The 25,722-nt window shown below is 60.8% G+C and carries 20 protein-coding genes and 1 pseudogene; 13 read left to right on the top strand and 8 right to left on the bottom strand.

The window, feature by feature from the left end; translation table 11 throughout:
• Positions 1-106 precede the first annotated feature (106 nt).
• The 9 genes and pseudogenes from ACFOZ5_RS15890 to cobA all read left to right on the top strand — a co-directional run.
• Positions 107-838 (top strand): SPOR domain-containing protein, encoded by a 732-nt coding sequence (locus ACFOZ5_RS15890; protein ID WP_379889073.1) that lies wholly within the window; start codon positions 107-109, stop codon positions 836-838.
• Positions 839-996: 158 nt separating this feature from the next.
• The gene (locus tag ACFOZ5_RS15885) at positions 997-1,575 is read left to right on the top strand and encodes a CvpA family protein (RefSeq protein WP_379889071.1); all 579 of its coding nucleotides are present in this window, start codon (positions 997-999) and stop codon (positions 1,573-1,575) included.
• 48 nt (positions 1,576-1,623) lie between these two features.
• Complete coding sequence (purF, locus tag ACFOZ5_RS15880) at positions 1,624-3,147, top strand: amidophosphoribosyltransferase (RefSeq protein ID WP_379889069.1); 1,524 nt, start codon at positions 1,624-1,626, stop codon at positions 3,145-3,147.
• Positions 3,148-3,197: 50 nt separating this feature from the next.
• The gene (locus tag ACFOZ5_RS15875; protein WP_379889067.1) at positions 3,198-4,421 is read left to right on the top strand and encodes an O-succinylhomoserine sulfhydrylase; all 1,224 of its coding nucleotides are present in this window, start codon (positions 3,198-3,200) and stop codon (positions 4,419-4,421) included.
• Positions 4,422-4,478: 57 nt separating this feature from the next.
• Positions 4,479-7,043 carry a DNA translocase FtsK gene (locus tag ACFOZ5_RS15870; protein ID WP_379889065.1) on the top strand — a complete coding sequence of 855 codons (2,565 nt, stop codon included), beginning with the start codon at positions 4,479-4,481 and terminating at the stop codon, positions 7,041-7,043.
• An 18-nt stretch (positions 7,044-7,061) separates the two neighbouring features.
• Positions 7,062-7,700 (top strand): outer membrane lipoprotein chaperone LolA, encoded by a 639-nt coding sequence (lolA, locus tag ACFOZ5_RS15865; protein WP_379889063.1) that lies wholly within the window; start codon positions 7,062-7,064, stop codon positions 7,698-7,700.
• Positions 7,700-9,049, top strand: a complete 1,350-nt coding sequence (locus tag ACFOZ5_RS15860) for a replication-associated recombination protein A (RefSeq protein WP_379889061.1) — start codon at positions 7,700-7,702, stop codon at positions 9,047-9,049. Before lolA ends, ACFOZ5_RS15860 begins: the two co-directional genes overlap by 1 nt.
• 155 nt (positions 9,050-9,204) lie before the next feature.
• Entirely contained in the window at positions 9,205-10,479 is a 1,275-nt protein-coding gene (gene serS / locus ACFOZ5_RS15855; protein WP_379889059.1) for a serine--tRNA ligase, read from the top strand.
• A 143-nt stretch (positions 10,480-10,622) separates the two neighbouring features.
• A pseudogene (cobA, locus tag ACFOZ5_RS15850) lies at positions 10,623-11,384 on the top strand (uroporphyrinogen-III C-methyltransferase); the annotation flags it as partial.
• Between the two features lie 37 nt (positions 11,385-11,421).
• Here cobA and ACFOZ5_RS15845 read toward each other — a convergent pair.
• Positions 11,422-12,495 (bottom strand): 3-deoxy-7-phosphoheptulonate synthase, encoded by a 1,074-nt coding sequence (locus ACFOZ5_RS15845; RefSeq protein WP_379889057.1) that lies wholly within the window; start codon positions 12,493-12,495, stop codon positions 11,422-11,424.
• 181 nt (positions 12,496-12,676) lie between these two features.
• On the opposite strand from ACFOZ5_RS15845, the gene ACFOZ5_RS15840 reads away from it, so the two are divergent.
• Together ACFOZ5_RS15840 and ACFOZ5_RS15835 are read left to right on the top strand one after the other, a co-directional pair.
• Positions 12,677-14,491, top strand: coding sequence for a DUF1631 family protein (locus ACFOZ5_RS15840; RefSeq protein ID WP_379889055.1), 1,815 nt, complete (start codon positions 12,677-12,679; stop codon positions 14,489-14,491).
• Positions 14,492-14,530: 39 nt separating this feature from the next.
• A complete protein-coding gene (locus tag ACFOZ5_RS15835; protein WP_379889053.1) occupies positions 14,531-14,935 on the top strand; it encodes a PilZ domain-containing protein in 405 nt (134 codons plus the stop codon).
• 50 nt (positions 14,936-14,985) lie between these two features.
• Here the strand turns inward: ACFOZ5_RS15835 and ACFOZ5_RS15830 are convergent, their stop codons facing one another.
• The 7 genes from ACFOZ5_RS15830 to gloB form a co-directional block, all read right to left on the bottom strand.
• On the bottom strand, positions 14,986-15,777 hold the full coding sequence (locus tag ACFOZ5_RS15830; protein WP_379889051.1) for an enoyl-ACP reductase FabI: 792 nt from the start codon (positions 15,775-15,777) through the stop codon (positions 14,986-14,988).
• A gap of 57 nt (positions 15,778-15,834) precedes the next feature.
• The gene (locus ACFOZ5_RS15825) at positions 15,835-17,466 is read right to left on the bottom strand and encodes an ABC transporter ATP-binding protein (protein WP_379889049.1); all 1,632 of its coding nucleotides are present in this window, start codon (positions 17,464-17,466) and stop codon (positions 15,835-15,837) included.
• 1 nt (position 17,467) lies between these two features.
• The gene (locus ACFOZ5_RS15820; RefSeq protein ID WP_379889077.1) at positions 17,468-18,487 is read right to left on the bottom strand and encodes an ABC transporter permease; all 1,020 of its coding nucleotides are present in this window, start codon (positions 18,485-18,487) and stop codon (positions 17,468-17,470) included.
• A gap of 6 nt (positions 18,488-18,493) precedes the next feature.
• On the bottom strand, positions 18,494-19,570 hold the full coding sequence (locus ACFOZ5_RS15815) for a microcin C ABC transporter permease YejB (RefSeq protein WP_379889047.1): 1,077 nt from the start codon (positions 19,568-19,570) through the stop codon (positions 18,494-18,496).
• A 51-nt stretch (positions 19,571-19,621) separates the two neighbouring features.
• On the bottom strand, positions 19,622-21,322 hold the full coding sequence (locus ACFOZ5_RS15810; RefSeq protein WP_379889075.1) for an extracellular solute-binding protein: 1,701 nt from the start codon (positions 21,320-21,322) through the stop codon (positions 19,622-19,624).
• A 224-nt stretch (positions 21,323-21,546) separates the two neighbouring features.
• Entirely contained in the window at positions 21,547-23,262 is a 1,716-nt protein-coding gene (locus tag ACFOZ5_RS15805; RefSeq protein WP_379889045.1) for a lytic transglycosylase, read from the bottom strand.
• 187 nt (positions 23,263-23,449) lie between these two features.
• Entirely contained in the window at positions 23,450-24,244 is a 795-nt protein-coding gene (gloB, locus tag ACFOZ5_RS15800; protein ID WP_379889043.1) for a hydroxyacylglutathione hydrolase, read from the bottom strand.
• A 90-nt stretch (positions 24,245-24,334) separates the two neighbouring features.
• Here gloB and ACFOZ5_RS15795 point away from each other — a divergent pair, with 90 nt between their 5' ends.
• Positions 24,335-25,192, top strand: a complete 858-nt coding sequence (locus tag ACFOZ5_RS15795; protein ID WP_379889041.1) for a class I SAM-dependent methyltransferase — start codon at positions 24,335-24,337, stop codon at positions 25,190-25,192.
• The gene (gene rnhA / locus ACFOZ5_RS15790; RefSeq protein WP_379889039.1) at positions 25,192-25,635 is read left to right on the top strand and encodes a ribonuclease HI; all 444 of its coding nucleotides are present in this window, start codon (positions 25,192-25,194) and stop codon (positions 25,633-25,635) included. The genes ACFOZ5_RS15795 and rnhA overlap by 1 nt, the downstream gene beginning before the upstream one ends.
• The last annotated feature ends 87 nt before the right edge of the window (positions 25,636-25,722 follow it).

The raw sequence follows: 25,722 nt of genomic DNA, 5'->3' as shown, positions 1-25,722 counted from the left end.
GGGGGGCATGGTGCTTTGAGTTGGCAAGCTGTGGCGGTTATATTCACACTACATCAACGTGAACCACACGACCGGTTCATAACCTGCAACAGGGAGCCGAAGTAAGGTGAGTGGATTGAAGCAGCGTATTATCGGAGCATTGGTGCTGATTTCACTGGCGGTGATTTTCGTGCCGATGATGTTTGATGAGCCCCACGACGAACGTGCCGTGCGCTCCCTGGATATCCCCGAAGAGCCACCATTTCCGGAGGTCGACGTATCCGGGCAGGACGAGTCCATGAGTGGCGTGCCGGACTACCGTGTGGAAGAGGTGGAGCCCGCGCCCACCCCGGAAGTGGTCGAGGACCCGCCCATGGGTACCCGGCCCGCAGTTGGTCCTGAAGGACAGGACAACGCTGCAACCGGTGAGGTGCCACTGGTTGGCGAGAGCGAGCCTGTGGAGTCAGCGCCCGACGTTGCAGACGAACAGGCCTCGTCCGGGGCCGCGCCTGAAGCACAGGAGCCAGGCAGTGAACAGGAAACCAGCAGCGCGCCAAACACCAATGTTACCCCTGCGGACCCCGATCCCACCGGCGAAGGAGACTTCGAGCGGACCCTGGAGGGGGCCTGGGTACTGCAGTTGGGCAGTTTTGGCAATGAAGACAACGCCCGGCGGCTGCGGGACAGTGTCAGGGAGCGTGGCTACGGCGCTCACCTGCAGGAAGTCGAACGTGACGGCCAGAAGCTGGTAAGAGTGTTCTCAGGGCCCTTTGCGGAAAAGACGGAGGCAGAGAAAGCCAAGGAGGTGCTCGACAAAGCCTTTAATATCAAGGCCCTGGTTACCAAGGGCGAAGGTTGACCTGCAATCTGTGCCGGGCCCGGTATCTGGAATGCCGGGCTGGTCATGGCCCTGACCGTCGTTTCGGTTCCCAACCTGCCAAGGGCCCCGGTCAGAAGGTTTGGGTTACCGGTGATTCCTGATAGAATTCGCGGTTCCTGTTCATCACCGGGTTTCTCATGAGCACGCTGATCTGGATCGACTGGGTCATAATCGCCCTGCTGACAATTTCCACCCTGATCAGCCTGAAACGGGGCTTTGTCAGGGAGGCCCTGTCGCTTGTCACCTGGGTGGCGGCGTTCATTATTGCCCGCACGTTTCACCCGCAGATGCAGTCTCTCCTGGCTGGTACGGTCGAGACTCCGCTGGTTCGACTGATTGCCGCCTTTGCCATCCTGTTCGTCGCTACGCTGATTGTTGGTGCCATTATCAACAACCTGATCGGCCACCTGGTGCGGGTCACAGGCCTGAGTGCGACCGACCGGGTGCTGGGTATGGTGTTTGGCCTGCTCCGGGGCGTGGTGGTGGTCGTGGTCGCCATCGCGTTCACCCGGTACACTCCGCTCGCGGAAGATACCTGGTGGCGAACGTCCATAATGATTGAACGCCTGGGCGTGGTGGAAGACTGGTCCCGGCGGACTTTCGGTGATGAATTCGAACGTTTCCTTGGTCCCGCGCCATCCGGCGACGCCGTACAGGACAAGGTATCAGAAGCGGTTACCAACCGGGCTCTCGAGTCCGGGGTGGAAAACCTCTGATCCCGTCCTGAATGCAGTTGATTTAATGCTCTGGAGAACACAGCACTCATGTGTGGAATTGTAGGTATTGTCAGTACCCAGTACGTGAACCAGGCGTTGTACGACGCCCTGACCGTACTCCAGCACCGTGGCCAGGATGCGGCCGGTATCGTAACTTTTCAGGACGATCGGTTCTTCCTGCGCAAGGACAACGGGCTGGTGCGTGATGTCTTCCGTACGTCGCACATGCGTCGCCTGGTGGGCAATGTGGGCATCGGCCATGTCCGTTACCCCACCGCTGGCAGTGCCAGTTCCGCCGAAGCCCAGCCGTTTTATGTGAACAGCCCTTACGGTATTACCCTGGCTCATAACGGTAATCTGACCAACGCGGATGATCTGGCACGGGACCTGTTCCGCACCGACCTGCGCCATATCAACACCAACTCCGACTCGGAAGTGCTGCTCAACGTGTTTGCCCACGAACTGCAGAAACTGGGCAAGCTCAATCCCAGCAAGGATGAGATCTTTGCGGCCGTGCGGGCGGTGCACAAGCGTTGCCGGGGTGCCTATGCGGTGATCGCCATGATCACCGGTTACGGCATTGTTGGTTTCCGTGATCCCAACGGTATCCGTCCCGCCTGTTACGGTGTGCGTGAGACCGCTGACGGCAACGAATACATGATTGCCTCCGAAAGCGTCGCGCTCAGTGCGGCGGGTTTTACCCTGGTGCGCGATATTGCCCCGGGTGAGGCCGTGTACATTGAAACCGACGGCACCCTGTATACCGAGCAGTGCGCGGAGGCCCCGAGCCTGAATCCGTGTATATTCGAGCACGTCTACTTTGCCCGGCCTGATTCGATTATGGACCGGGTATCCGTGTACAAGGCGCGTCTGCGCATGGGGGAGACCCTGGCGGACAAGGTGCTGCGTGACCGCCCGGACCATGATATCGATGTGGTGGTGCCTATCCCCGATACCAGTCGAACATCCGCCCTGCAGATGGCGCACCGGCTGGGGGTCAAGTTCCGTGAGGGCTTTATCAAGAACCGTTACATCGGCCGCACCTTCATCATGCCCGGCCAGACCATGCGCAAGAAATCCGTGCGTCAGAAACTGAACCCCATCGACCTGGAGTTCCGGGACAAGAACGTGATGCTGGTGGATGACTCCATTGTGCGAGGTACAACCTGCCACGAGATCATCCAGATGGCCCGGGATGCCGGTGCCCGCAAGGTGTATTTCGCCTCTGCCGCGCCCCCGGTGCGCTTCCCCAATGTGTACGGGATCGACATGCCGTCGCCCCAGGAGCTGATTGCCCACGATCGGACCGTTGAGGAAATTCAGGAACTCATTGGTGCCGACTGGCTGGTATACCAGGATCTGGATGACCTGATTTCCTGTGTCAATGATGTGAACGAGGACATTGAGGGCTGGGAATGTTCGGTTTTCAATGGCAACTACATTACCGGAGATGTGGACGAGGCTTACCTGGCGAAGCTGGATGCCCTGCGCCGGGATGAGGCCCGGGAGGCAGCCCAGGTCGGTCTGCCCGAGGACAACGGCATCATCGACCTGCATAACGATGAAGACTGAGGCTCCAGCGGCACGCAGCCGGTCAGCGAATTAATCAAACGAGACACCCTATGACCCATCGGCGTGAAGAGCATACGTTTATTCCGGAATCGGACCTGGAAGGGGTATCGGTGGATACCCTGGCGGTCCGCGCCGGCCAGCACCGCACGAGTCAGCTCGAACACAGCGATGCCATTTTTCCCACGTCCAGCTTTGTCTATGGCAGTGCCGCCCAGGCGGCGGCCCGTTTTGGCGGCGATGAGGAAGGTAATATCTACTCCCGCTTCACCAACCCCACGGTGCAGGCGTTCGAGGAACGGATTGCCGCCATGGAAGGTGGCGAGCGTGCTGTGGCGACCGCGTCCGGCATGGCCGCCATCCTGGCCACCTGTATGGCCCTGCTAGAGCAGGGCGACCATGTGGTGTGCTCACGGGGCGTCTTTGGCACCACCAACGTACTGTTCCAGAAGTATCTGGCCAAGTTCGGCGTGTCCACCACGTTTGTCAGCCTGACCGATATGGACGCCTGGCGCGAGGCTATCACCGACCGAACCCGCCTGCTCTTTATCGAAACGCCGTCCAATCCTTTGTGCGAAGTGGCGGATATGACCGCACTGGCGGCCCTGGCCCGGGAGCACAACGCGCTGTTCGTGGTGGATAACTGTTTCTGCACCCCGGTGCTGCAACGGCCATTTGAGTTCGGGGCCGATATCGTGATCCATTCGGCCACCAAGTACCTGGACGGGCAGGGACGATGTCTCGGTGGTGTTGTGGTGGGTAGCGATAAACTGATGGAAGAAGTCTTCGGATTCCTGCGTTCCGCCGGGCCCACCATGAGCCCTTTCAATGCCTGGATCTTCCATAAGGGTCTGGAAACCTTACCAATCCGTATGCGTGCCCACTGTGAGAATGCGCTACAGTTGGCCCGTTGGCTTGAGCAGCAGCCAGCGGTGGAGAAGGTGTACTACGCCGGACTGGAAAGCCACCCCCAGCATGAGCTGGCGAGCAGGCAGCAGGATGGTTATGGCGGTGTGTTGTCGTTCACCGTCCGTGGTGGCCAGACCGAAGCCTGGGCCTTTATTGATGCCACTCGCATGGTATCCATTACCGGCAACCTGGGCGACGTGAAGACCACCATCACCCATCCGGGTACCACCACCCATGGCCGGTTGTCGCCGGAAGACAAGGCCCGGGCCGGTATCACCGACAACCTGGTGCGGCTGTCGGTGGGCGTAGAAGCCCTTGAAGACCTGAAGAACGACATGCGCCGGGGCCTGCAGGCCCTGGAGACTTGATGCCGGCGGTATCATCGCTTTCGCCATTTCATCAGCAGAGGATCGTTTCCGGACTTCATGGCTAAGACTGGCAAGCAAGAAGCAGCAGCGCCCGCGGCGCTCACGGAAAAACAACAACGGTTTCGCCGGCTGGTGGCCCAGGGCGCCAGGGAAGGGCTGGTCATTGCGCTTATTGCGCTGACCATCTTCCTGGCCATGGCCCTTGCCACTTACAGTCCGTCGGATCCCGGCTGGGCCGCCATCGGGCACCAGGTCAGCGTCGACAACGCCGCCGGGCGTTCCGGTGCCTGGCTTGCCAGCCTGATGATGGATGTCTTCGGGCAGGTCTCCTATCTGTTTCCCCTGATGGTAGCCGGTTATGCGCTGCTGCTGATCCGGTTACGTCACGACCCCCTGGAAATGCACTGGCCGCTTTTGCTGATGCGCGCCGGCGGTTTCCTGCTGATCCTGCTCTCCGCCTGCAGCCTGCTTGCCCTGTATTCCCTGTTCGGGCTTGGGGCTACCTCCGGCGGTGTGCTGGGGCAGGCCGTGTCCACGGCCATGGTCCGTTTCTTCAACCTGCCGGCTACCACACTGATCCTGGTGGCCATCTTCCTGTTTGCCCTGACGGTAACCACCGGGCTGTCCTGGTTCCGGCTGATGGATGCGGTAGGCGGTTACACGCTGGAAGGCCTGCTCTGGCTCAAGGGTTTGTTCACCCGGGGCGACCGGGAAGAAACGGAAGACGACAAACCGGAGCCTGCCAGAAAAGTGAACCCTCCCCCGGAGCCACCGGTTGTTACCGCCACCCCGGAAGGGCAGGGTAGCGGTGGCAAACCCTGGTGGCGATGGCTGTGGCCGTTCGGCGGTACTGACAAGGCCAACGCAGAGCGCCCCAAGGCGGACCCCATGTCCGCCCGCCGCGGGCTGGATGACGATGAGCCGGCGGTACTGGAAAGCTTCAGCTCACGGGATGACGAGACGCCGGCACCGCCGCCCAAAAAGTCCAACGGCAAGAAACCGGCGGCGGATACGGCCAGCAAGGTAAAGATATCGCCGTTCAGGCGGGACGATCTGGGCGAGACCGAGAAAGACAAGAGCCGCAAGCAGGCATCACTGTTCGAGGACCTGGAAAGCCCGATACCACCGCTGACGCTGCTGGACCCTCCGGAAGAGCATCAGGAGAAGGGCTACTCCGAGGAATCCCTGGAGCACATGTCCCGCATGGTCGAGGAAAAGCTGGCGGACTTTGGCGTGTCGGTGGAAGTGGTTGAGGTGAATCCGGGCCCGGTAATCACCCGTTTTGAAATCAAGCCAGCGCCCGGGGTCAAGGTCAGCAAGATCTCCAATCTGGCGAAGGACCTGGCCCGTGCCCTGGCGGTGCTTAGTGTGCGGGTGGTGGAAGTGATTCCGGGCAAGTCGGTGGTGGGCATTGAAATTCCCAACGACAAACGGCAAATGGTCCGCCTGAGCGAAGTGCTGGGTGCCCGGGTGTTCACTGAGTCCTCGTCCGCCCTGACCCTGGCCCTGGGCAACGACATCGGTGGCAACCCGATGGTGGCGAACCTCTCCAAGATGCCCCACCTGCTGGTGGCCGGTACTACCGGTTCCGGTAAGTCGGTTGGGGTCAACGCCATGCTGATCAGCATGTTGCTCAAGGCAACGCCGGAGGAAGTGCGTTTTATCATGGTGGACCCGAAGATGCTGGAGCTGAGCATCTACGAGGGGATTCCACACCTGTTGTCGCCGGTGGTTACCGATATGAAGGATGCCGCCAACGCCCTGCGCTGGTGTGTGGCGGAAATGGAACGCCGGTACAAACTGATGGCCAATCTCGGGGTTCGTAACGTGGCCGGCTACAACCGCAAGGTGAAGGACGCCCGTGCCGCCGGTGAGCCGCTCCTCGACCCCTTCTGGAAGCCGGACGAATATCTGGACAACGATGAACAGCAACGGCCAGAGCTGGAAACCCTGCCGTTTATCGTGGTGGTGATTGACGAGTTCGCCGACATGATGATGATCGTCGGCAAGAAGGTGGAAGAGCTGATTGCCCGTATCGCCCAGAAGGCGAGGGCGGCCGGCATTCACCTGATCCTGGCCACCCAGCGGCCGTCAGTGGATGTGATTACCGGCCTGATCAAGGCCAACATTCCCACCCGTATTTCGTTCCAGGTCTCCTCCAAGATCGACTCCCGCACGGTGCTGGACCAGGGCGGTGCCGAGCAGTTGCTGGGGCATGGCGACATGCTCTATCTGCCGCCAGGCTCAGGGCTGCCGGTGCGGGTTCACGGCGCCTTTGTGGATGATGACGAAGTGCATCGCATCGTCAATGCATGGAAGGCCCGTGGGGAACCGGAATACGTGGACGATGTCCTTAATGGCGCAGAGGGCGAAAACCTGCCCGGTGTGCCCACCCTGTCCGAGGGTGGTGGCGACAGCGAAGGTGACGCCTTGTTTGATGAGGCAGTGGCGTTTGTCACTGAGGGGCGGCGGGTGTCGATTTCCTCAGTACAGCGTAAGTTCAAGATCGGCTACAACCGGGCTGCAAACCTGGTGGATGCCATGGAAGCCGCTGGCGTGGTCAGCCCCGCCGGCCACAATGGCGCAAGGGAAGTTCTCGCGCCGCCACCCCCGAAAGCCTGAGTCCTCAGGAGGCATAGAATGATCAAAGCGGGTCGCACTTTACTGGTCACGGCCACCCTGGCCCTGTTTTCCGCAGTCACCTGGGCGGAAGAGTCGGCGGCAGACCGCCTGGCCGACACACTGAGCAGTTATTCCACTTTCCAGGCGGCTTTCACCCAGACGGTGGCAGATGATCGGGGGCGGGTTGTCCAGGAATCCACCGGCAACCTGAAAGCGAAACGACCGGGGCTGTTTTACTGGGAGACAAAGCCCCCTGCCAATCAGTTCATTGTCAGCGATGGTGAGACGGTTCAGCTTTATGATCCGGACCTGGAGCAGGTGACCATCCAGGAACTGGACGAGCAGGTCAGCACCACCCCGGCGCTGTTGCTCAGCGGGGAGACCGACGGGCTGTCAGAGACCTACAATATCAGTGAGCGCAGATACGGCGAGCACACCCGGGAATACACCCTGGAGCCACTGAGCGAGGACTCGCTGTTTATCTCACTGACCCTGACCTTCTATGACGATGAGCTGCAGGCCATGCGCATGGAGGACTCCTTGGCCCAGCGCACGGAGCTGGAATTCGGCAACATACGTATCAACCAGCCGGTGGCCGATTCGGCTTTCGAGCTGGAGTATCCGGAGTCCGTGGACGTCATCCAGAGTATGCAGTAATGCAGGACAGCCTGTTCCAGGATCAGAGGGGGTTTGAGCCTCTGGCCGCGCGTATGCGGCCCGGCAATCTCGACGAGTATGTGGGTCAGGCCCACCTCGTCGGGCCGGGCAAGCCGCTGCGTCAGGCAGTGGAACAGGGCCAGCTTCACTCGATGATCCTCTGGGGGCCGCCCGGAGTGGGCAAAACCACCTTTGCCCGGTTGCTGGCCAGTGTCGGCGATATGGGGTATGAAACCCTGTCCGCCGTGCTGTCCGGAGTCAAGGATATTCGTGCCGCTGTCGAGCGCGCCCGTAGCCGCAAGCAGGCAGAGGGCAGGGACACCCTGCTGTTCGTGGACGAGGTTCACCGTTTCAACAAGAGCCAGCAGGACGCTTTCCTGCCCCATATCGAGGATGGCACTTTCATCTTCGTGGGGGCGACGACCGAAAACCCGTCATTCGAACTGAACAGCGCGTTACTGTCACGCACACGGGTTTATGTACTCAAGAACCTGGAGGAAGCCGACCTGGTGGGGTTGTTGCAGCGGGCCCTGCATTCGGAATCAGGGCTTGCCGACAGGGTAACGGTCAGTGACAGGGTGCTCGGACTTATGGCGGCTGCCGGCAGTGGTGATGCCCGGCGGGCGCTCAATGTGCTGGAAGTGGCTTCCGACCTGGCAGAACCGGGTGACGGCGACCGCCCGGAAATCACGGAAGCCGTGCTGGAGCAGGTGCTGCAAAGCAGTCTGCGCCGCTTCGACAAGGGCGGCGACGTGTTTTACGACCAGATCTCGGCATTGCACAAGTCCGTGCGTGGGTCCGATCCCGACGCGTCGCTGTACTGGATGTGCCGGATGCTGGATGGCGGGGCCGATCCTGTGTATGTGGCCCGCCGTCTGGTGCGTATTGCCTCCGAGGATATCGGCAATGCCGACCCCCGGGCTCTGCGAATGTGCCTGGATGCCTGGGATGTCCAGGAGCGCCTTGGGTCCCCGGAAGGGGAGCTGGCCATGGCCCAGGCGGTCACCTATCTGGCCCTGGCGCCCAAGAGCAATGCGGTCTACAACGCCTACAATCGCTGTATGGCGGATATTCGCCAGGACCCGGACTACCAGGTGCCCGTGCATATCCGCAACGCGCCGACCTCCCTGATGAAAGACCTGGGCTATGGCGAGGAATACCGCTATGCCCATGACGAGCCCGAGGCCTTTGCTGCGGGGGAAGCATACCTGCCTGAGGAGATACACCAGCGCCGTTACTACGAGCCGGTGCCCCGTGGGCTGGAAATCCGGCTCGGGGAAAAACGCCAGCGTCTGGATGACATGAACCAGGCAAGCTCAAGGCAACGCTATCCTTCCGGCCCGTCCTGAGCAGTTTTCTCCTGCCTGAAGCCGCAAACCCCGGTGCCGGGCTCGCCATTTCGACCCCATACCTTAACGGGGGCACAGCCTCCGGTTATAATGCCTCGCTATTAAAGTCGATTTCACACAGCTAACTTTTTACCCAGCCAATAACAGGGACTGCCATGCTCGACCCGAAACGTGTCCGCGCAGAAACGGACGAGATTGCCCGCCGCCTGGCGGTCAAGCACTTCACCTTTGATCGCGATGTCTTCAATGAACTGGAAGAGAAGCGTCGCGCCATCCAGGTGCGGACCGAGACCCTTCAGGGCGAGCAGAACCGTCGTTCCAAGTCGATTGGCAAGGCCAAGGCCGCCGGGGAGGATATCCAGCCCTTGCTGCAGGAAGTGGAGGAGCTGAAACGCCAGAAGGCGGAAGCCGAAGACGAGCTACGCTCCGTACAGGAATCCCTGAATGCGTTTTTCGCCGGCATTCCCAACGTACCGGACGAGTCCGTACCAGCAGGGGAGAGCGAGGATGACAACGTGGAGGTGCGCCAATGGGGCACGCCGCGTACGTTCGACTTTGAGGTCAAGGACCATGTCAGCCTCGGGGAGGCCCTCGGCGGCATGGACTTTGATGCCGGCACCCGGCTGGCCCACAGCCGTTTCGTGGCCATGCGCGGGGGCATTGCCCGCCTGCACCGGGCGCTCACCCAGTTCATGCTGGACCAGCACACCATCGAACATGGCTACGAGGAAACCTACGTTCCCTATCTGGTCAACGCCAATAGCCTGTTCGGTACCGGCCAGCTGCCCAAATTCGAGGAAGACCTGTTCCGTACGGCCGGTGATCAGCCGTTGTACCTGATCCCCACCGCCGAGGTGCCCGTGACCAACCTGGTGGCGGATTCCATCATTGATGACGCGCAGATGCCTCTGAAGTTTGTGGCCCATACCCCGTGCTTCCGCAGTGAGGCTGGCTCCTACGGTCGGGATACCAGGGGTATGATCCGTCAGCACCAGTTTGACAAGGTTGAGTTGGTCCACGTTGTGCGTCCGGACGAGTCAGATGCAGCGCTGGAAGAGCTCACCGGTAACGCGGAGAAGATTCTGCAGCTGCTGGACTTGCCCTATCGGGTGGTTGAGCTGTGCGGCGGCGATATCGGCTTCTCCGCTGCCCGCACGTTCGATCTGGAAGTATGGCTGCCGGGCCAGAACAAGTACCGGGAGATTTCTTCCTGCTCCAATACCCGGGACTTCCAGGCACGTCGCATGCATGCCCGTTGGCGTAATCCGGAAACCGGCAAGCCGGAGCCAGTTCACACCCTCAACGGTTCCGGTCTGGCGGTGGGCCGCACCCTGATTGCGGTGATGGAGAACTATCAGCAGGCCGATGGCAGCATCGAGGTGCCGGAAGCTCTCCGTCCCTACATGCGGGGTGCGGAACGGATTCAGTGAACGGTTCGGAAAAGGAAGCACCAGACATGTCGAAGCGAGCCGCAGATCGCCCGGGCGATGCGCCATTAAAGGGTGGGGCGGGTGTGCGGCCGCCCTCCCGCTACCGGGTCAATCCGGTTACCCGGAACCCCAACTCCTCGGAAGGGGAGGTGTTCCTGGTGGGCTCCGGTCCCGGCGATCCTGAGCTGCTCACCCTTAAAGCCTGGCGCATTCTGCAGGAAGCGGACATCGTGCTTTATGACCGGCTGGTCTCCCAGCCCATCATGGACATGATTCCTGAAGGCACCGAACTGGTGCACGTTGGCAAAAAGCGGTCAGATCATACGGTTCCACAGGATCAGATCAACCAGCAGCTGGTGGAGCTGGCAAAGCAGGGGCGCCGGGTGGTCCGCCTGAAGGGGGGCGATCCCTTCATCTTTGGCCGTGGTGGCGAGGAAATCGAAACCCTGGCCGAGGCCGGCGTCCGTTTCCAGGTGATTCCCGGCATTACCGCGGCCTCTGGTTGCGCGGCCTATGCGGGTATTCCGCTGACCCATCGAGACTACGCCCAGTCGGTTCGTTTCGTCACCGGCCATCTCAAGAACGATACCTGTGACTTGCCCTGGGACGACTTCGTGCAGACCAATCAGACCCTGGTTTTCTACATGGGGCTGGTGGGGCTGCCCATCATCGTTCGGGAACTGACCACCCACGGTATGTCACCGGCCATGCCGGTTGCCATGGTGTCACGGGGCACAACCCCTGAGCAGAACGTGGTCTGCGGTGTCCTGGAGGACATTGTCGGCAAGGTGGAAAACAGTGCGGTTCAGGCGCCCACGCTGGTCATTATCGGCGAGGTGGTCAGTCTCAGGGAAAAGCTTGACTGGATGGCCGCAGTGCAGGGCGTAGAGATGGGGGATTACTGAGCGGGCCAGATGCACCGGCCCGCCTCAGTGATGTTGTTCAGCTCACGCGTTTGGGCAGCACGTCCTTGAGCTTGTTGCGCATTTCCCGCAGCGCTTTCTCGGTGGTTTCCCAGTCGATGCAGGCGTCGGTTACCGAGACCCCGTACTTCAGGTCGTCCAGGTTTTCCGGAATTGGCTGGTTCCCCCAGTTGATGTTGCTTTCCACCATCAGGCTCTGGATGGACTGGTTGCCTTCCAGAATCTGGTGGGCGACATCCTGCATCACCAGCGGCTGGATGGCCGGATCCTTGCTGGAATTGGCGTGGCTGCAATCCACCATGATGGATTTGCGCAGGCCGGCCTTGTCGAGGGCCTGTTCACACAAGGCAACACTGACCGAATCGTAGTTCGGCTTGCCGCCGCCACCGCGCAGCACAACATGCCCGTACTGGTTACCCCTGGTGCGGATAATGGCCACCTTGCCCTGCTGGTCGATGCCCAGGAACGAGTGGGGATGCGACACGGACTTCATGGCATTGACCGCCACATCGAGGCTGCCATCGGTGCCATTCTTGAAGCCGATAGCCATCGACAGGCCGCTGCTCATTTCCCGATGGGTCTGGGATTCCGTGGTACGGGCACCAATCGCCGACCAGGAGATGCTGTCCTGCAGATACTGTGGAGAAATCGGGTCCAATGCTTCGGTAGCGGTGGGCAGCCCGATCTCGGCAATATCCAGCAGCAGGCGACGGCCCAGGTGCAGGCCCTGTTCGATATCGAAGGAATCGTTCAGGTGGGGGTCGTTGATCAGCCCCTTCCAGCCCACGGTGGTGCGGGGTTTCTCGAAGTAGACCCGCATGACGATATAGAGTGTGTCACTGAGTTCATCGGCCAGTTGCTTCAGGCGCCTGGCGTAGTCCCGGGCGGCTTCCGCGTCATGGACCGAGCAGGGGCCGACCACCACAAAGAGGCGGTGGTCCTTGCCATCCATGATGTCATAGATGGTTTGTCGACCCTGGCTGACGGTGGCCGCGGCCTTCTCCGTCAGGGGCATTTCCTGCTTGAGGGCTTCCGGTGTAATCAGCGGCTCCTGACTGGCCACGTTGAGGTTCTCGAGTTGCTTGCCGGACATACTGTTGTGCTTCCTGATGCTCTCTCGTCGAAACCCTTCAACGCAGGCCGGACGCAGGCGTGCAGGGGTTTCGGTGGTTATTTTGATGGACCGATATACTGCGCCATTTGCCAGGTCAATGCAATAAACCGGCCGGCCCGAAGCTGGACCTTCCACGCCTCCCGTGCTGCAATGTGAGCTGATGTCTTACCCTATGGATACCATGACCGACTCCGAACTTCCCGAGGCGCTGACTGAACGGATTCTTGCCGTACTCCGCGAGATCCGTGTGCCGGACCTGCCATACCCCGTGGGCCAGCCGGAGCAGCCCAATGACTGGTCCGGGCTGCTGCGGGAACACTGGTCCATCCAGACTGACCAGCGGGTGTCGTCGGTTCTTGCCGCACTTGAAGGCCCCTGGTCGATACAGCAGGTCAACGGTGCTTACCTGGCTGATCGCATCATGGATGTCTTCCTGCGTTCCTCGGGACTGCACCCGGTGCTGGTCGCCCGCCTTGCCCGCCTCCGGTTTCCCCTGGCCTGGCGCCTGGAGGCGGAAGAGCGTCCGGTTTTCACCAGCCTGCTGGTGAGATGGCTGGACAGCTTTGCCGACTGGCGCGGCTGGAGTGACTCGGGTGGGCGCTCGTCGCGGGCACTGCTGGATCAGCTGGATCGGCTGGTGGAGGTCATCGACCGCTGTTTCGCTGACAACGACCTGTCACCTTTTGAAGAGTTTTGTGGAAAATGGCACCGGGAAGCGGAGCGCCGGCATCAGCATTCCAGCCGGTTGCATCAAAGGCTGCTGGAAACGGAAACCGGTGCGGCCCGCCAGCGGCGTGCGGATCAGGTCTCGCGAGCAGTGACCGGTCGGGCACTGGAAGGCAGGCAACTGCCGGCGGCCACGCAGGAGTTCCTGATTGGGCACTGGCTCCCACTGCTGCGGCAGCTGGCCTGGAAAGAGGGCGTCAATGGCGACAACTGGCGCCACGGAACCCGGCTACTGGAGTGGATGGTGTGGGCCGGTGACCCGGCGCTGTCCAACCAGAACATGGACCGTCTTTACCAGGTGGGCGAGCAGCTGTCTGACCGCGTCACAGAAGTCTGGCAACGGGTCTGGCAGCAGGCTCCGCCACGGGCACCGCTGTCCGCTCTGGAGGCGACACTGGTAGATCGTCTGCGTGGCGGGGACCCTGAGGTTGATTCCACCCGTAAACGGCTGCAGCAACTGGACTACGATACCGCCAGTCTTGAACTTCCCGAAGCGGACGCTGACGTTCTGGATCAGTATCGGGGTAGCTGGTTCGTGGAAGGCGGTGGAGACAGTGAACAACGCCGCTTCTTCCTTGCCTACCTGGACGAGACGGCAGAGGTGCTCTGGAGCAATGGTTTCGGTGTTCGTCTCGGGCTGACACGCTGGGACGAGTTCCGTGACTCGTTGGCGTCTGGAAGTGTCCGGCCCCTGCCGGCGCTGACCCATTTTGGCGAGGTGTTGACGGACACCGTCACGGCACTGGACCGGGTGTTGGCGTCCCAGCGGAGCCAACGCCAGGAAGCCGCACGCAAGGCCCGTGAACGTGCCGAGCAGGTGCGTCTGCAAAGAGAAGCGGAGGCCAGGCAGCAAGCCGAAGAGGAAGCGGCCCGCAAGGCGGAAGCAGAGAGACAGGCAAGGCTCGCCCGCGAACAGGCGGAGCAGGCAGAAGCTGACCGGCTTGAAGCCGCCCGTAAGGCGGCCTTCGACCAGGCGCTGGCTGAGGTGGACCGGCTTAACATGGGAAGTTGGATCGCGCTCAGGAAAACCTCCGGGGCAGAGGGCGAGCGGCGCCTGAAACTGGCGGTCCGTATCAATGCCAGTCGCAAGCTGATTTTCGTGGACCGGCTTGGTCTGAATCGCACGGAGCTGACGGTAGACACCCTGGTGGAGATGGTGCTTGCAGGCACCGTGAGGATACTGGGGGCAAGCGCCGAATTTGATGAAACCCTGAGCAGGGTGGTGGGCCGGATTCGTGTCGGTCGATAGCCTGAATGGGCAAGTCCTGAAACAAGTGGCAGAACAATAATGAACAGCAAAGACCCCTATACATTTGGCAGTGATGAGCTGGAGCCGGACCAGGACCAGCGGGACGAATTCCGTCTGGTGGGGCGCGCAAGCGTGACACTGGAACTCGAGTCGGCCGAGCCCGGCGAGGCGGGGCAGCCAAGGGTTGCTGTGGCGGCAAGTTCCGATGTGTCACCGGGCGGGCTGCGGGTGGTAACCGCAGAGCCCCTGACACCGGACGCTCTTTTGCCGGCCAGTATCCAGCTCCACGGCGCGGGGCAGACCTTTCCGCTGACGGTGGAGGTGATCTGGTGTCGTGTTACCGATGAGGGTGACTGGCAGTCCGGTCTGAAAATACTGGATACCGGAGACAGTGATTACCTTGCCTGGATGGATGCCGTGGCGCGGGCTATGGAGGGGCAATAAGCAGGAAAGGACCCGGGGGTGTTGCCCACCCCCGGGTGGAATCGCTGGGATCAGTCTTCCAGAGTACCCATGCCGGTAATGTTGAAGCCACAGTCCACATACATGACTTCGCCGGTCACACCGCTGGCCAGGTCGGATCCCAGGAAGGCAGCCGCATTACCCACTTCCTTCTGGGTGACATTGCGCTTGAGCGGCGCCCGGCCGGCATTCTCATTGAGCATACGACGGAAGGCCTTGATGCCTGAGGCGGCCAGTGTCTTGATGGGCCCGGCAGAAATGGCGTTGACCCGTACGCCGTCACCCCCGAGTGCGACCGCCATATAGCGCACACTGGCTTCCAGGGAGGCCTTGGCCAGGCCCATGACGTTGTAGTTCGGCAGCACCTTCTCAGACCCCAGGTACGACAGTGTCATCAGCGAGCTGTGCTCATTGAGCAGGCCTTCCTGACGAGCGCCCTTGGCCAGCGCCACAAAGCTGTAGGAGCTGATGTCGTGGGCGATGCGGAAGCCCTCCCGTGAGGTGACGTCGACGTAGTTGCCGTCCAGTTCGCTGGCTGGTGCAAAGCCGACGGCGTGCACAATGATGTCGATGCTGTCCCAGTGTTTCTTCAGCTCTTTGAAGACGTTGTCGATTTCCTCATCGCTGGCGACGTCGCAGGGGAAAGTGAGCTCACTGCCCCAGCCTTCGGCGAACCCGACCACGCGGGACTTCAGTTTGTCGTTCTGGTAGGTAAACGCCAGTTCGGCGCCTTGCTCGTGAAAGGCCTCGGCAATGCCGTGGGCAATGGAGTGTTTGCTGGCAACGCCAACAATCAGTGCGCGTTTACCGCTGAGGATACCCATGTTTGTTCTCCCTATGATGAATTTTGCGGGCATTATCCCTGAAGGGGGAGGCCCTGCCTAACGATCCAATGGTCGTAGGTCAGCAACCGGTTCGTTGGACGGTGGCCGGTAAAACAGAGCGGCCGTCAGCAGTTCCCGGGTATACCCGGACTGCGGGTTCTGGAATATGGCCTCTGCCGGACCGTTTTCGATGACCTGGCCGGCACGCAATACCAGCAACTGATGACTCAGTGCCCGCACCACCGCCAGGTCGTGACTGATGAAAAGATAGCTTAGCTGATAACGTGACTGCAATTCCTGCAGCAATTCAATAACCTGTTTCTGGACCGTTCGGTCCAGCGCGGAGGTGGGTTCATCGAGCACAATCACATCTGGTTGCAATACCAGTGCCCGGGCAATGGCGATACGCTGGCGTTGACCTCCAGAGAACTCATGGGGGTAACGGTGACGAGCCTCCGGGTTCAGACCCACATCGGTGAGTGCGCGAATAACCTGCTGTTCCTGTTCATCCCGATTGCTGTCGTTATGGATCTCGAGGCCTTCCCGGACAATGTCGCCCACTGACATGCGCGGGCTCAGGCTGCCGAAGGGGTCCTGGAACACCAGCTGCATCCGCCGACGCCAGGGCCTGAAAGCCTTCTGGTTGAGATGATCGATCCGGTCGCCAAGGAAAAACACCTGGCCCTGGCTCTCGGTCAGTTTCAGCAGGGCATGGCCAATAGTGGTCTTGCCACTGCCGCTTTCACCGACAATGCCCAGGGTCTCCCCCTTGCGTACCGTGAAGCTGACATCCTGCACCGCATGGGCCCAGCGCCGGGTCCGCCCGAACAGTGATTTGCCCACCGGGAAGCGGACGTTCAGGTTTTCCACTCGCAGCAGTTCCTGCTGGCTGGTGTCTGCGGGCCACGGCTGTTCGGGTGGCTCGGAATCCAGCAGCTTGCGGGTGTAGGGGTGAGCGGGCGATGTGAAGAGGCTTTCGGTATTGCCTTCCTCCACCTTTTTGCCCTGTTCCATGACGACAACCCGCTGTGCGTAGTGACGCACGATGGTCAGGTCATGGGTGATCAGCAGCACCGCCATACCGAATTTTTTCTGGAGCGATTGCAGCAACTCCAGTACCTGCTTCTGTACCGTGACGTCGAGCGCTGTGGTGGGCTCGTCCGCAATCAGCAGGTCCGGTTCGTTTGCCAGGGCCATGGCAATCATCACCCGTTGTTTCTGGCCGCCGGAAAGCTGGTGTGGATAGCTCCCGAGGCGTTCCTCCGGTTGAGGAATGCCCACCAGGTCGAGAAGTTCCAGTACCCGCTTCCGTGCTTGCGGCCCGCGCATCCCCTTGTGGACCATGAGTACTTCGGAGATCTGCTTCTCCACGGTATGCAGCGGGTTCAGCGACGTCATGGGCTCCTGGAAGATCATGCTGATCACCCGCCCACGAACCTGACGCAAACGGCGTTCGCCGGCGCTTAGCAGGTCTTCTCCCCGATAGCGGATAGCGCCGGCCGGATAGTTGACAAGGCGGTCATCGAGCAGCCGCAGCACTGACAGGGCGGACACCGACTTGCCGGATCCACTTTCGCCAACCAGGGCCAGGGTCTCGCCCTCCCGGACTTCGAACGTCAGGCCGTCGACGGCGGGTTGGTCGTTGCCAAACGTCAGTGTCAGATTGTCGAACTCCAGTACGCTGGCCATGTCAGTTCTTCCTCGGGTCAAAGGCATCACGCACGGCTTCGCCCACAAACACCAGCAGGGTCAGCATGATGGCCAGGCTGAAAAAGGCCGATGCCGCCAGCCAGGGGGCGTGCAGGTTTTCCTTGGCCTGATAGATCAGCTCACCCAGGGAGGGTGACCCCGGTGGAAGCCCGAACCCAAGGAAATCCAGGGAGGTAAGCCCTGTAATGGCCCCGGTCAGGATGAACGGCAGGAAGGTCAGGGTGGCCACCATGGCGTTGGGCAGGATATGGCGGAACATGATCTTGCGATTGCCCAGCCCCAGGGCCCGGGCCGCCTTTACGTATTCCAGGTTGCGGGCACGGAGGAATTCCGCCCGCACCACGTCCACCAGGCCCATCCAGCTGAACAGCAGCATGATCCCCAGCAGCCACCAGAAGTTGGGCTGAAGGATGGCGGACAGGATAATCAGCAGGAACAGTACGGGCAGGCCGGACCAGATTTCGACAAACCGCTGCCCAAGGAGGTCCACCTTGCCACCGTAGTAGCCCTGCAGGGCACCCACGGCTACGCCCACGATACAGCTGAGAAAGGTCAGGATAAGGCCAAAAAGCACCGATAGCCGGAACCCATAGATCACCCTGGCCGCCACGTCACGGGCCTGGTCGTCGGTGCCCAGCCAGTTCTCCGCCGACGGTGGCGCTGGTGAAGGCTCGTCCAGATCGTAGTTGACCGTTTCGTAGCTGAACCGTATTGGCGGCCAGAGCATCCATCCGTTGCTATTGATCTCTTCGGCGATAAAACTGTCCCGGTAATTGGCTTCCGAGGGCAGGAAACCGCCAAAGGTTTCTTCGGGAATTGACTGCACCACGGGGAAGTACAGCTGGTCCTGGTAGGAAATCATCAGTGGCCTGTCATTGGCGATCAGCTCGGCGCCCATGGACAGCAGGAACAGGATGAGAAACAGCCACAATGACCAGTAGCCGCGACGGTTACGGCGGAAGTTCTCGAAACGACGGCGCTGGATGGGAGACAGGGTAATCACAGCCTAGCCCTCCCTGCTTTCAAAGTCGATCCGCGGGTCCACCAGCACATAGGTGAGGTCGCTGACCAGTTTGAGCACCAGGCCCATCAGGGTGAATATAAAGAGCGTTCCGAACAGCACCGGGTAGTCACGGTTGAGGGCCGCTTCAAAGCCGAGCAGCCCCAGGCCATCCAGCGAGAAGATCACCTCGATCAGCAGCGAGCCGGTAAAGAACAGTGACACCAGCACCCCAGGCATACTGGCGATAACAATGAGCATGGCATTGCGGAATACATGGCCGTAGAGCACCTGACGCTGGTCGAGCCCCTTGGCCCTGGCGGTGACCACGTAATGTTTGCCAATCTCGTCAAGGAAGGAGTTTTTGGTCAGCAGGGTGAGGGTGGCGAATCCGCCAATCACATTGGCGGTTACCGGCAAGACCAGATGCATGAAGTAGTCCTGGATTTTCTCCGGCCAGGACATCTGGTCAAAGTTGGTGGATGTGAGTCCGCTGTTCGGGAACACGTCAAAGTAGCTGCCGCCGCCAAACAGCACAATCAGGATAATGGCAAAAAGGAAACCGGGGATAGCGTAGCCGACGACAATGAACGAACTGGTCCAGACGTCAAACCGGGAGCCATCGCTGACCGCCTTGCGAATGCCGAGGGGGATGGAAATCAGGTAAATGACCAGTGTCGACCAGAGTCCCAGTGAGATGGAGACCGGCAGTTTGTCGAGGATCAGTTCGATCACGGTCCGGTCACGGTAGAACGAGTCTCCGAAATCAAACCGGGCGTAGTCGACCATCATCTGGAAGAAACGTTCATGGGGAGGCTTGTCGAAGCCGTACATTTCTTCTATTTCAGCCAGCAGCTCCGGACGTATACCGCGGGAGCCCCGGGCATCGCCACTGGGGGCAATTTCGCCACCACCGCCGCCAGAGGCACGGCTGAGGGCGCTGCCACCCTGGCCTTGCATCTCTGCCAGCATCTGCTCCACGGGGCCACCGGGGGCCGCTTGAATGATGACAAAATTGAGCAGCATGATCCCGAACAGGGTCGGAATGATCAGTGCCAGACGCCGGAGAATGTAGCTGCCCATTGCGACTGTCAGCTCCGGTGGTCAGGGGAATGGAACGGGTTCACCATGGAATCAGTTGCCATACCACCAGTTATCAACATCGACACCATTCTTGGGTGTGGTGGAAGGGCGCTCCAGGAACGACCAATAGGCAATACGATCCATGGACAGATGCCAGTTCGGAACCACGTAGTGACCATGGAGCAACACACGGTCCAGGGCACGAGTGCGGTGGATGAGGGCTTCGCGATCCGGTGCCTGAATGACAAGCTCTACCAGTTCATCCACCACGGGGTCGCTGACCCCGGCATAGTTGCGGGAGCCCTTGAGGTCGACGACGGAGGAATGCCAGAAATCCCGCTGCTCGTTACCCGGGGAGTCGGACTGGCCGAAGCTATGGACAATGATGTCGAAGTCGAAATTCTGAACCCGCTCCACGTACTGGTTGGTATCGACCAGACGCACACTCACCTCCATGCCCAGCCGCTCAAGGTTGTTCTTGAACGGCAGCACGACCCTCTCGAAGGACTTCTGGAACAGCAGAAACTCGAAAGACAGGGGCTGACCGGTTTTCTCATGGACCATCGCCCCGTCCCGGATCTCGTAGCCGGCCTCCTGAAGCAGTGTCATGGCCTTGCGGAGATTGTCCCGCAGGGTGCGGTCGCCCTCGGTGGACGGAGGCGTATAGTCCTCCTTGAAGACATCTTCCGGTAACTGCTCGCGATAGTTGTCAAGAATGTCCAGTTCGCGCCCCTGCGGAAGGCCGGATGAAGCCAGTTCACTGTTCTCAAAATAACTGTCCGTCCGTTCGTACTGATCATAGAACAGGTTACGGTTAGCCCAGTCGAAATCAAAAGCGTAGCTGATGGCTTCACGCACTTTGGGATCGGAAAACACGTCCTGGCGGGTGTTGAAAACAAAGGCCTGCATTCCGGCGGGGCGGCGATGCTCGATGGCTTCGGTAATAATCTGTCCACTGGAGAAACGATCACCACTATAGGCTGTGGCCCAGTTCTTGGCGGACATCTCGCGCCGGTAATCGTAGTCGCCGGCCTTGAACGCTTCCAGAGACACGGTTTCGTCGGAGTAGTAGTCGAACCGGATCAGGTCGAAGTTGAACCGACCCTTGCGAACGGGCAGATCCGCCGCCCAGTAATCCTCGACCCGTTGGTAGGTGATGTAACGGCCAGCCTCGAATTCACTGATCCGGTAGGGGCCACTGCCAAGGGGTGGTGTCAGCCCCTCCTCGCCAAACGAGTGCTCCTGCCAGTAGTGCTTGGGCAGGATTGGCATCTGGCCGATAATAAGGGGGAGTTCCCGGTTGGTGGCTTCACCGAAATCGAAACGCACCCGGTCCTCGGATTCCACCGTGACGTTACTGACGCCGGCATAATAACTTCGGTAGAAAGGATGACCTTTCTCCATTAGCAGATTGAACGTGAAGGCCACATCCTCGGCCGTGATCGGATGCCCGTCATGGAAGCGTGCTTCGGGTCGAAGGTTATAGACCGCATAGCTGCGGTCTTTGGGGGTCTCGACGGATTCGGCCACCAGGCCGTAGGCTGAGAAGGGTTCGTCAGCCGATGGCACCAACAGCGTCTCGTAGAGGTACTGCTGCAAACCGGCGGCGGAAACGCCCCTCGCCACCAGGGGATTGAACGTGTCATAGCCGTTGGCAGTGACCGCCAGCCTCAGCCGCCCGCCCTTGGGCGCCTCCGGGTTTACATACTTGAAGTGACTGAAATCCGGTCCGTAGGCGGGCTCACCATGCATGGCGAGTGCGTGAACGGGTTCGACCGCTGCCGCCTTGCTGTTATCCGGGTTTTCTTCGCTGGCTGAAAGGGTCGCTGACAGGAACAGGGCGCCCGTCAGGGCAAACAGGGGGGGAGAACCGAGAGATCCTTGGTCTGGCCATAGCAATGCTTTTACCCGTAGTTGTTTTACGGGCGGCTTGCTGCCGCCCGCTATCGTCTGTGGGAAGACTTGGACCGGAAAAATCAGGGGCTGTTCCGCACGTCCACGTAGAGTACCAGACTCTGGCCGGGTTGCAGATAACGGGACGTGTTCAGGTCGTTCCAGGCGGCGATGTCGCTGACATTGACCGCAAAACGATTGGCGATGGTCGAGAGCGAATCCCCCCGACGTACCCGGTATCCTACCTTGCGTACCATACCAGAGCGGCTATTGCTCGCCACGCGCGTGCCGGAGGCGGCCTCTGCGTTCTTTGACCAGATCACCAGCTTGCGGCCGGGCACCAGCGGATCACCCGGCGCCATGCCGTTCCAGGCGGCTACCTGGCGGACACTGACCCCGTGTTCACGGGCGATATCCCAGAAAGTGTCGCCTCGCGTCACCCGGTATTCCACTCGCTGGCCGTTGCTGTTGCGACCGGCCCGTTCCTGCTTGCGGGCAAGGCGCTGGCTTTCGCTGTGGCTGTAGGTGTCCTGGTCAGCCCGGGCCGAAGGGATCAGCAGTTGCTGGCCAACGCGAATCAGGTCACTGTTGAGCTTGTTGACCTCCCGCAGCACCGAGGGGGTGGTGCCGTTCCGGCGGGCGATGGCCCCGAGGTTATCGCCGGACCGAACCTGGTAGCTGTCCCATGAAACCCGGGTGTTGGGATCGAGCGAGGCAATACCCTGCCGGAAGCGCTCCGCATTGGCTACCGGGACCAGCAGACGGTGCGGGCCATCCGGACGGGTGGCCCAGCGGTTGAAGGAGGGGTTCAGCAGGTAGATCTCATCCACATCGACACCAGCCAGCTCCGCGGCGTGGGCCAGGTCAATCTGGCCGCCGGTCTCCACGATTTCAAAATAGGGCTCGTCCTCAAGGGGGGGCAGTTCGATGCCGTAGGCTTCCGGGTCGTCGAAGATCTTGGCAATGGCGATCAGCTTGGGCACGTAGTGACGGGTTTCCCGGGGCAGGTCCAGGGACCAGTAATCCGTTGGCTTGCCCTTGCGGTTATTGCGACGGATGGCGCTGTTCACCGTGCCGCCGCCACTGTTATAGGCGGCCAGGGCCAGGGTCGGGTCGCCATCGAAACGCTTGGCGAGCTGATCAAGGTAGGTCAGGGCGGCGTTGGTGGAACCAACCACGTCGCGCCTGTCATCGTGCCACCAGCTCTGATCAAGCCCGAAGTGGCGACCGGTGCCGGGAATAAACTGCCACAGGCCTGAGGCGCGTCCATGGGAATAGGCAAAGGGATCGAAGGCGCTTTCAACCACGGGCAGCAGTGCGTATTCCATGGGCAGGCCACGACGCTCGGTCTCCTCGACGATATAGTGAAGATAGCGACGGCCACGTTCCACCACCCGTTTCACATAGGAGGGGTGCTTCTTGTACCACTCCAGTTGCTGCTGTACCCGTTCGTCACCCTGGTCGTGATCCATCGCAAAACCGGCGCGCATCCGGGTCCAGAGATCCCGCTCCTCTTCGACGGCCTCGCCATCGGCAACCTCACCGGAGTCAAGTCGATCACGTGCTTTCTCAGCCGTGGCCTTCAGGGAGGGTTCGATCGATTCGTCCAGCTCTGTGGTGCCATCACCCTTGCGGGCTTCCACCGAACGCTTGAGCGCCTCATCCCCGGCGGCCATGGTTTGCTGATGGGAATCCAGAACGGCTTCCTCCTCCTGGTTGCCGAACCAGGCGGGCGTGGAGGAGCAACCGGCCAGCAGCACGGTCAGGAGGGTCACAGCGGTGATACGTCTTGCCATCATATTGGATTTTCCAGAGCTCGGACGGGTTCCAGCCTGTTTCCCTGGCTGCCGAGCGGGTCAACGGGTTCTAAGAAACGTTCGCGATTTTATGTAACCGCCGAATCCGGGTCAATCAGCCCTGCGTTACGGGATAGCAACGCCGACGCCACGATCACGGCCGTGGTGCGTCGGTTTACAGTGTATCTGATCAGAAATTGTCCTTGCCGTGACGCACTGCCGCAAACACGCCGCTGTCACTATCGGTTACAAGGTTGTGCTTGCGGCCATAGGCTTCGGCGGCACGGATCAGCACCGGCTCATCCCAGCGAAGAAAGGGGTTGCGCTGCTTCTCGTCACCCAGTACCACCGGTACAGTGGGTTTGTCGTCGTCCCTGAGTGCCTGGCAATGTTCTTCAAATGACGCCAGGGCCGCATCGTCCGGTAGCCAGCTGCGGGCAAAGCGGAGGTTGGCCAGGGTGTACTCATGGGCACAGAACACGTTGGTCTCATCCGGCAGCGCCCGCAGGCCGGCGAGGGATTCCACCATCTGCCCGGGCGTGCCTTCGAACAGCCTCCCGCAGCCGCAGGCAAACAGTGTGTCGCCGCAAAAGAGTACCGGGCGTCCTTCCACCGGGCTGTCACAGAAGTACGCAATATGGTCGAGGGTGTGGCCCGGGGTGGCCAGTACCTGGAACGTGAGCGATTCCCAGACGACTTCGTCACCGGCATGTACCGTATCGGTTCCGTCGGTGAAGGGAGAGTCCGTCGGCGCCACGATTCTCGACGGATTGAACTGCTCCCGCAGGCCGGCAATGCCGCCGGTATGGTCGGGATGGTGGTGGGTGACCAGGATGGTATCGAGGACGAGCTGATTCCGTATGAGGTATTGCGCCACGGGTTCTGCCTGGCCAGGGTCGACAATCAGGGCCTTGCCGGAGTCAGTGTCTGCCAGGCACCAGATGTAGTTATCAGAGAACGCTGGTATCGGTGTGATGGTCAGCATAGAGCCCTCGTTTCGGATGATGGGTGCCTGTTATCATAAAGCATCGGGTTGCCCGTGCCCAAGGGCGCCCACCGACGGTCGGGGTAAGGGATGGCAAATTCTCAAGGCTGGAAGTGGCAGCGGATGATCCGCCGCCGGCGCCGACAACAGCCCGATTACCGGGCATCGCATCGCAGCTTCGAGGCCTGGTTCCAGTCCTCACTGGGCCAGGCGTTGCTGGAGGACCAGCGTGCCTGTGTCAGCACCCATGTGGCGGAGCTGGGTGGTGCCCGACAGCTTCATATTGCCTTGAGTAACCGGTTACCCCTGGCACCGGATTCCGACTTCACCCAGCACATCGTGGCGACACCCTACTGGCGTAAGGGGCTTCCCGACGGCGTCGTGGTCTGTGATCCCGATGAGCTGCCTTTTCCCTCCGGGTCGATTGACCTGGTCATACTGCATCACACGGCGGATTTTACCGCCTGGCCACACCAGGTCCTGCGGGAATCCTCCCGGGTCCTGCGTGGCGGAGGGCAGTTGCTGGTTCTCGGGTTCAATCCGATCAGTTCCTGGGGCGTCCGTCGCCTGCTGAGTCGGCGACGGCGCGGGCCATGGGGCGGTCGCTTTCTGCTGCGATCGCGCATGGAGGACTGGCTCAACCTGCTGGACTTCTCCGTGGAGCGTTCGGGCAGCTACTTCTTCCGCCTGCCACTGCAGAGCGCGTCAAAGGCGGCGGGGCCCAGCCTGCTGGAATACGCCGGCACCCAGGGCATGCTGCCGTTGGGTGCCTATTACTGTGTGCTGGCCACCAAGCGCGTATGCGCCCCGATATCACGCCGGCGGGCGTGGCGACCCGGTAAGGTGATTCCGATGCCGGCTCCCGGTACACTCGGTATCTCACGACGGGGTTACGCCCATGACAGGGTGCATCGCCGTGACAAAGAACACACTACCCGGAAGCCTTAATGACTGGAACTGTAACCCTGTATACCGACGGTGCCTGCAAGGGCAATCCCGGCCCCGGTGGCTGGGGCGCATTGCTGAGCCATGGTGAGCGCTCCCGCGAGCTTTTCGGAGGAGAGCGGGCAACCACCAATAACCGCATGGAGCTGATGGCCGCCATTGAGGGGCTAAAAGCCCTGAAACGGCCCTGTCTGGTGGATCTTTACACAGACTCCCAATACGTGCGCAAAGGCATTACCGAGTGGATGGCCGGCTGGAAAAAGAATGGCTGGAAAACCGCCGCCCGCAAGCCGGTTAAGAACGCGGACCTCTGGCGGGCCCTTGACGAGGAGGTCGCCAGACACGAGATCCGGTGGCACTGGGTCAAGGGTCATTCCGGTGTTCCGGGTAATGAGCGGGCCGACGCACTGGCCAATCTCGGCATTGAAAAACTGGCCTCAGCATAGGCGGAGTAGAGCCAGTGTCCCGTTTGGTTAATTCGTTGACCTACTGCGTGACGCTGGGCCCTCTGGCCAAGGCGCCAGTCCGCCGGT

The organism is Marinobacter lacisalsi, assembly GCF_042651045.1.
Classification (GTDB): Bacteria; Pseudomonadota; Gammaproteobacteria; order Pseudomonadales; family Oleiphilaceae; genus Marinobacter; species Marinobacter lacisalsi.
Note: the sequence above shows the minus strand (reverse complement) of the source record. Positions and strands in the feature narration are given on the sequence as shown.

What these genes read in the sequence shown, in the direction of transcription:
- ACFOZ5_RS15845 (WP_379889057.1), bottom strand. Translation starts at nt 12,495, where the DNA reads ATGTCCGGCAAGCAACTCGAGAACCTCAACGTGGCCAGTCAGGAGCCG.
- lolA (WP_379889063.1), top strand. Translation starts at nt 7,062, where the DNA reads ATGATCAAAGCGGGTCGCACTTTACTGGTCACGGCCACCCTGGCCCTG.
- gloB (WP_379889043.1), bottom strand. Translation starts at nt 24,244, where the DNA reads ATGCTGACCATCACACCGATACCAGCGTTCTCTGATAACTACATCTGG.
- serS (WP_379889059.1), top strand. Translation starts at nt 9,205, where the DNA reads ATGCTCGACCCGAAACGTGTCCGCGCAGAAACGGACGAGATTGCCCGC.
- ACFOZ5_RS15860 (WP_379889061.1), top strand. Translation starts at nt 7,700, where the DNA reads ATGCAGGACAGCCTGTTCCAGGATCAGAGGGGGTTTGAGCCTCTGGCC.
- ACFOZ5_RS15830 (WP_379889051.1), bottom strand. Translation starts at nt 15,777, where the DNA reads ATGGGTATCCTCAGCGGTAAACGCGCACTGATTGTTGGCGTTGCCAGC.
- ACFOZ5_RS15795 (WP_379889041.1), top strand. Translation starts at nt 24,335, where the DNA reads ATGGCAAATTCTCAAGGCTGGAAGTGGCAGCGGATGATCCGCCGCCGG.
- ACFOZ5_RS15840 (WP_379889055.1), top strand. Translation starts at nt 12,677, where the DNA reads ATGTCTTACCCTATGGATACCATGACCGACTCCGAACTTCCCGAGGCG.
- purF (WP_379889069.1), top strand. Translation starts at nt 1,624, where the DNA reads ATGTGTGGAATTGTAGGTATTGTCAGTACCCAGTACGTGAACCAGGCG.
- ACFOZ5_RS15805 (WP_379889045.1), bottom strand. Translation starts at nt 23,262, where the DNA reads ATGATGGCAAGACGTATCACCGCTGTGACCCTCCTGACCGTGCTGCTG.
- ACFOZ5_RS15825 (WP_379889049.1), bottom strand. Translation starts at nt 17,466, where the DNA reads ATGGCCAGCGTACTGGAGTTCGACAATCTGACACTGACGTTTGGCAAC.
- ACFOZ5_RS15885 (WP_379889071.1), top strand. Translation starts at nt 997, where the DNA reads ATGAGCACGCTGATCTGGATCGACTGGGTCATAATCGCCCTGCTGACA.
- ACFOZ5_RS15835 (WP_379889053.1), top strand. Translation starts at nt 14,531, where the DNA reads ATGAACAGCAAAGACCCCTATACATTTGGCAGTGATGAGCTGGAGCCG.
- ACFOZ5_RS15815 (WP_379889047.1), bottom strand. Translation starts at nt 19,570, where the DNA reads ATGGGCAGCTACATTCTCCGGCGTCTGGCACTGATCATTCCGACCCTG.
- ACFOZ5_RS15875 (WP_379889067.1), top strand. Translation starts at nt 3,198, where the DNA reads ATGACCCATCGGCGTGAAGAGCATACGTTTATTCCGGAATCGGACCTG.
- ACFOZ5_RS15810 (WP_379889075.1), bottom strand. Translation starts at nt 21,322, where the DNA reads ATGCATGGTGAGCCCGCCTACGGACCGGATTTCAGTCACTTCAAGTAT.
- ACFOZ5_RS15870 (WP_379889065.1), top strand. Translation starts at nt 4,479, where the DNA reads ATGGCTAAGACTGGCAAGCAAGAAGCAGCAGCGCCCGCGGCGCTCACG.
- rnhA (WP_379889039.1), top strand. Translation starts at nt 25,192, where the DNA reads ATGACTGGAACTGTAACCCTGTATACCGACGGTGCCTGCAAGGGCAAT.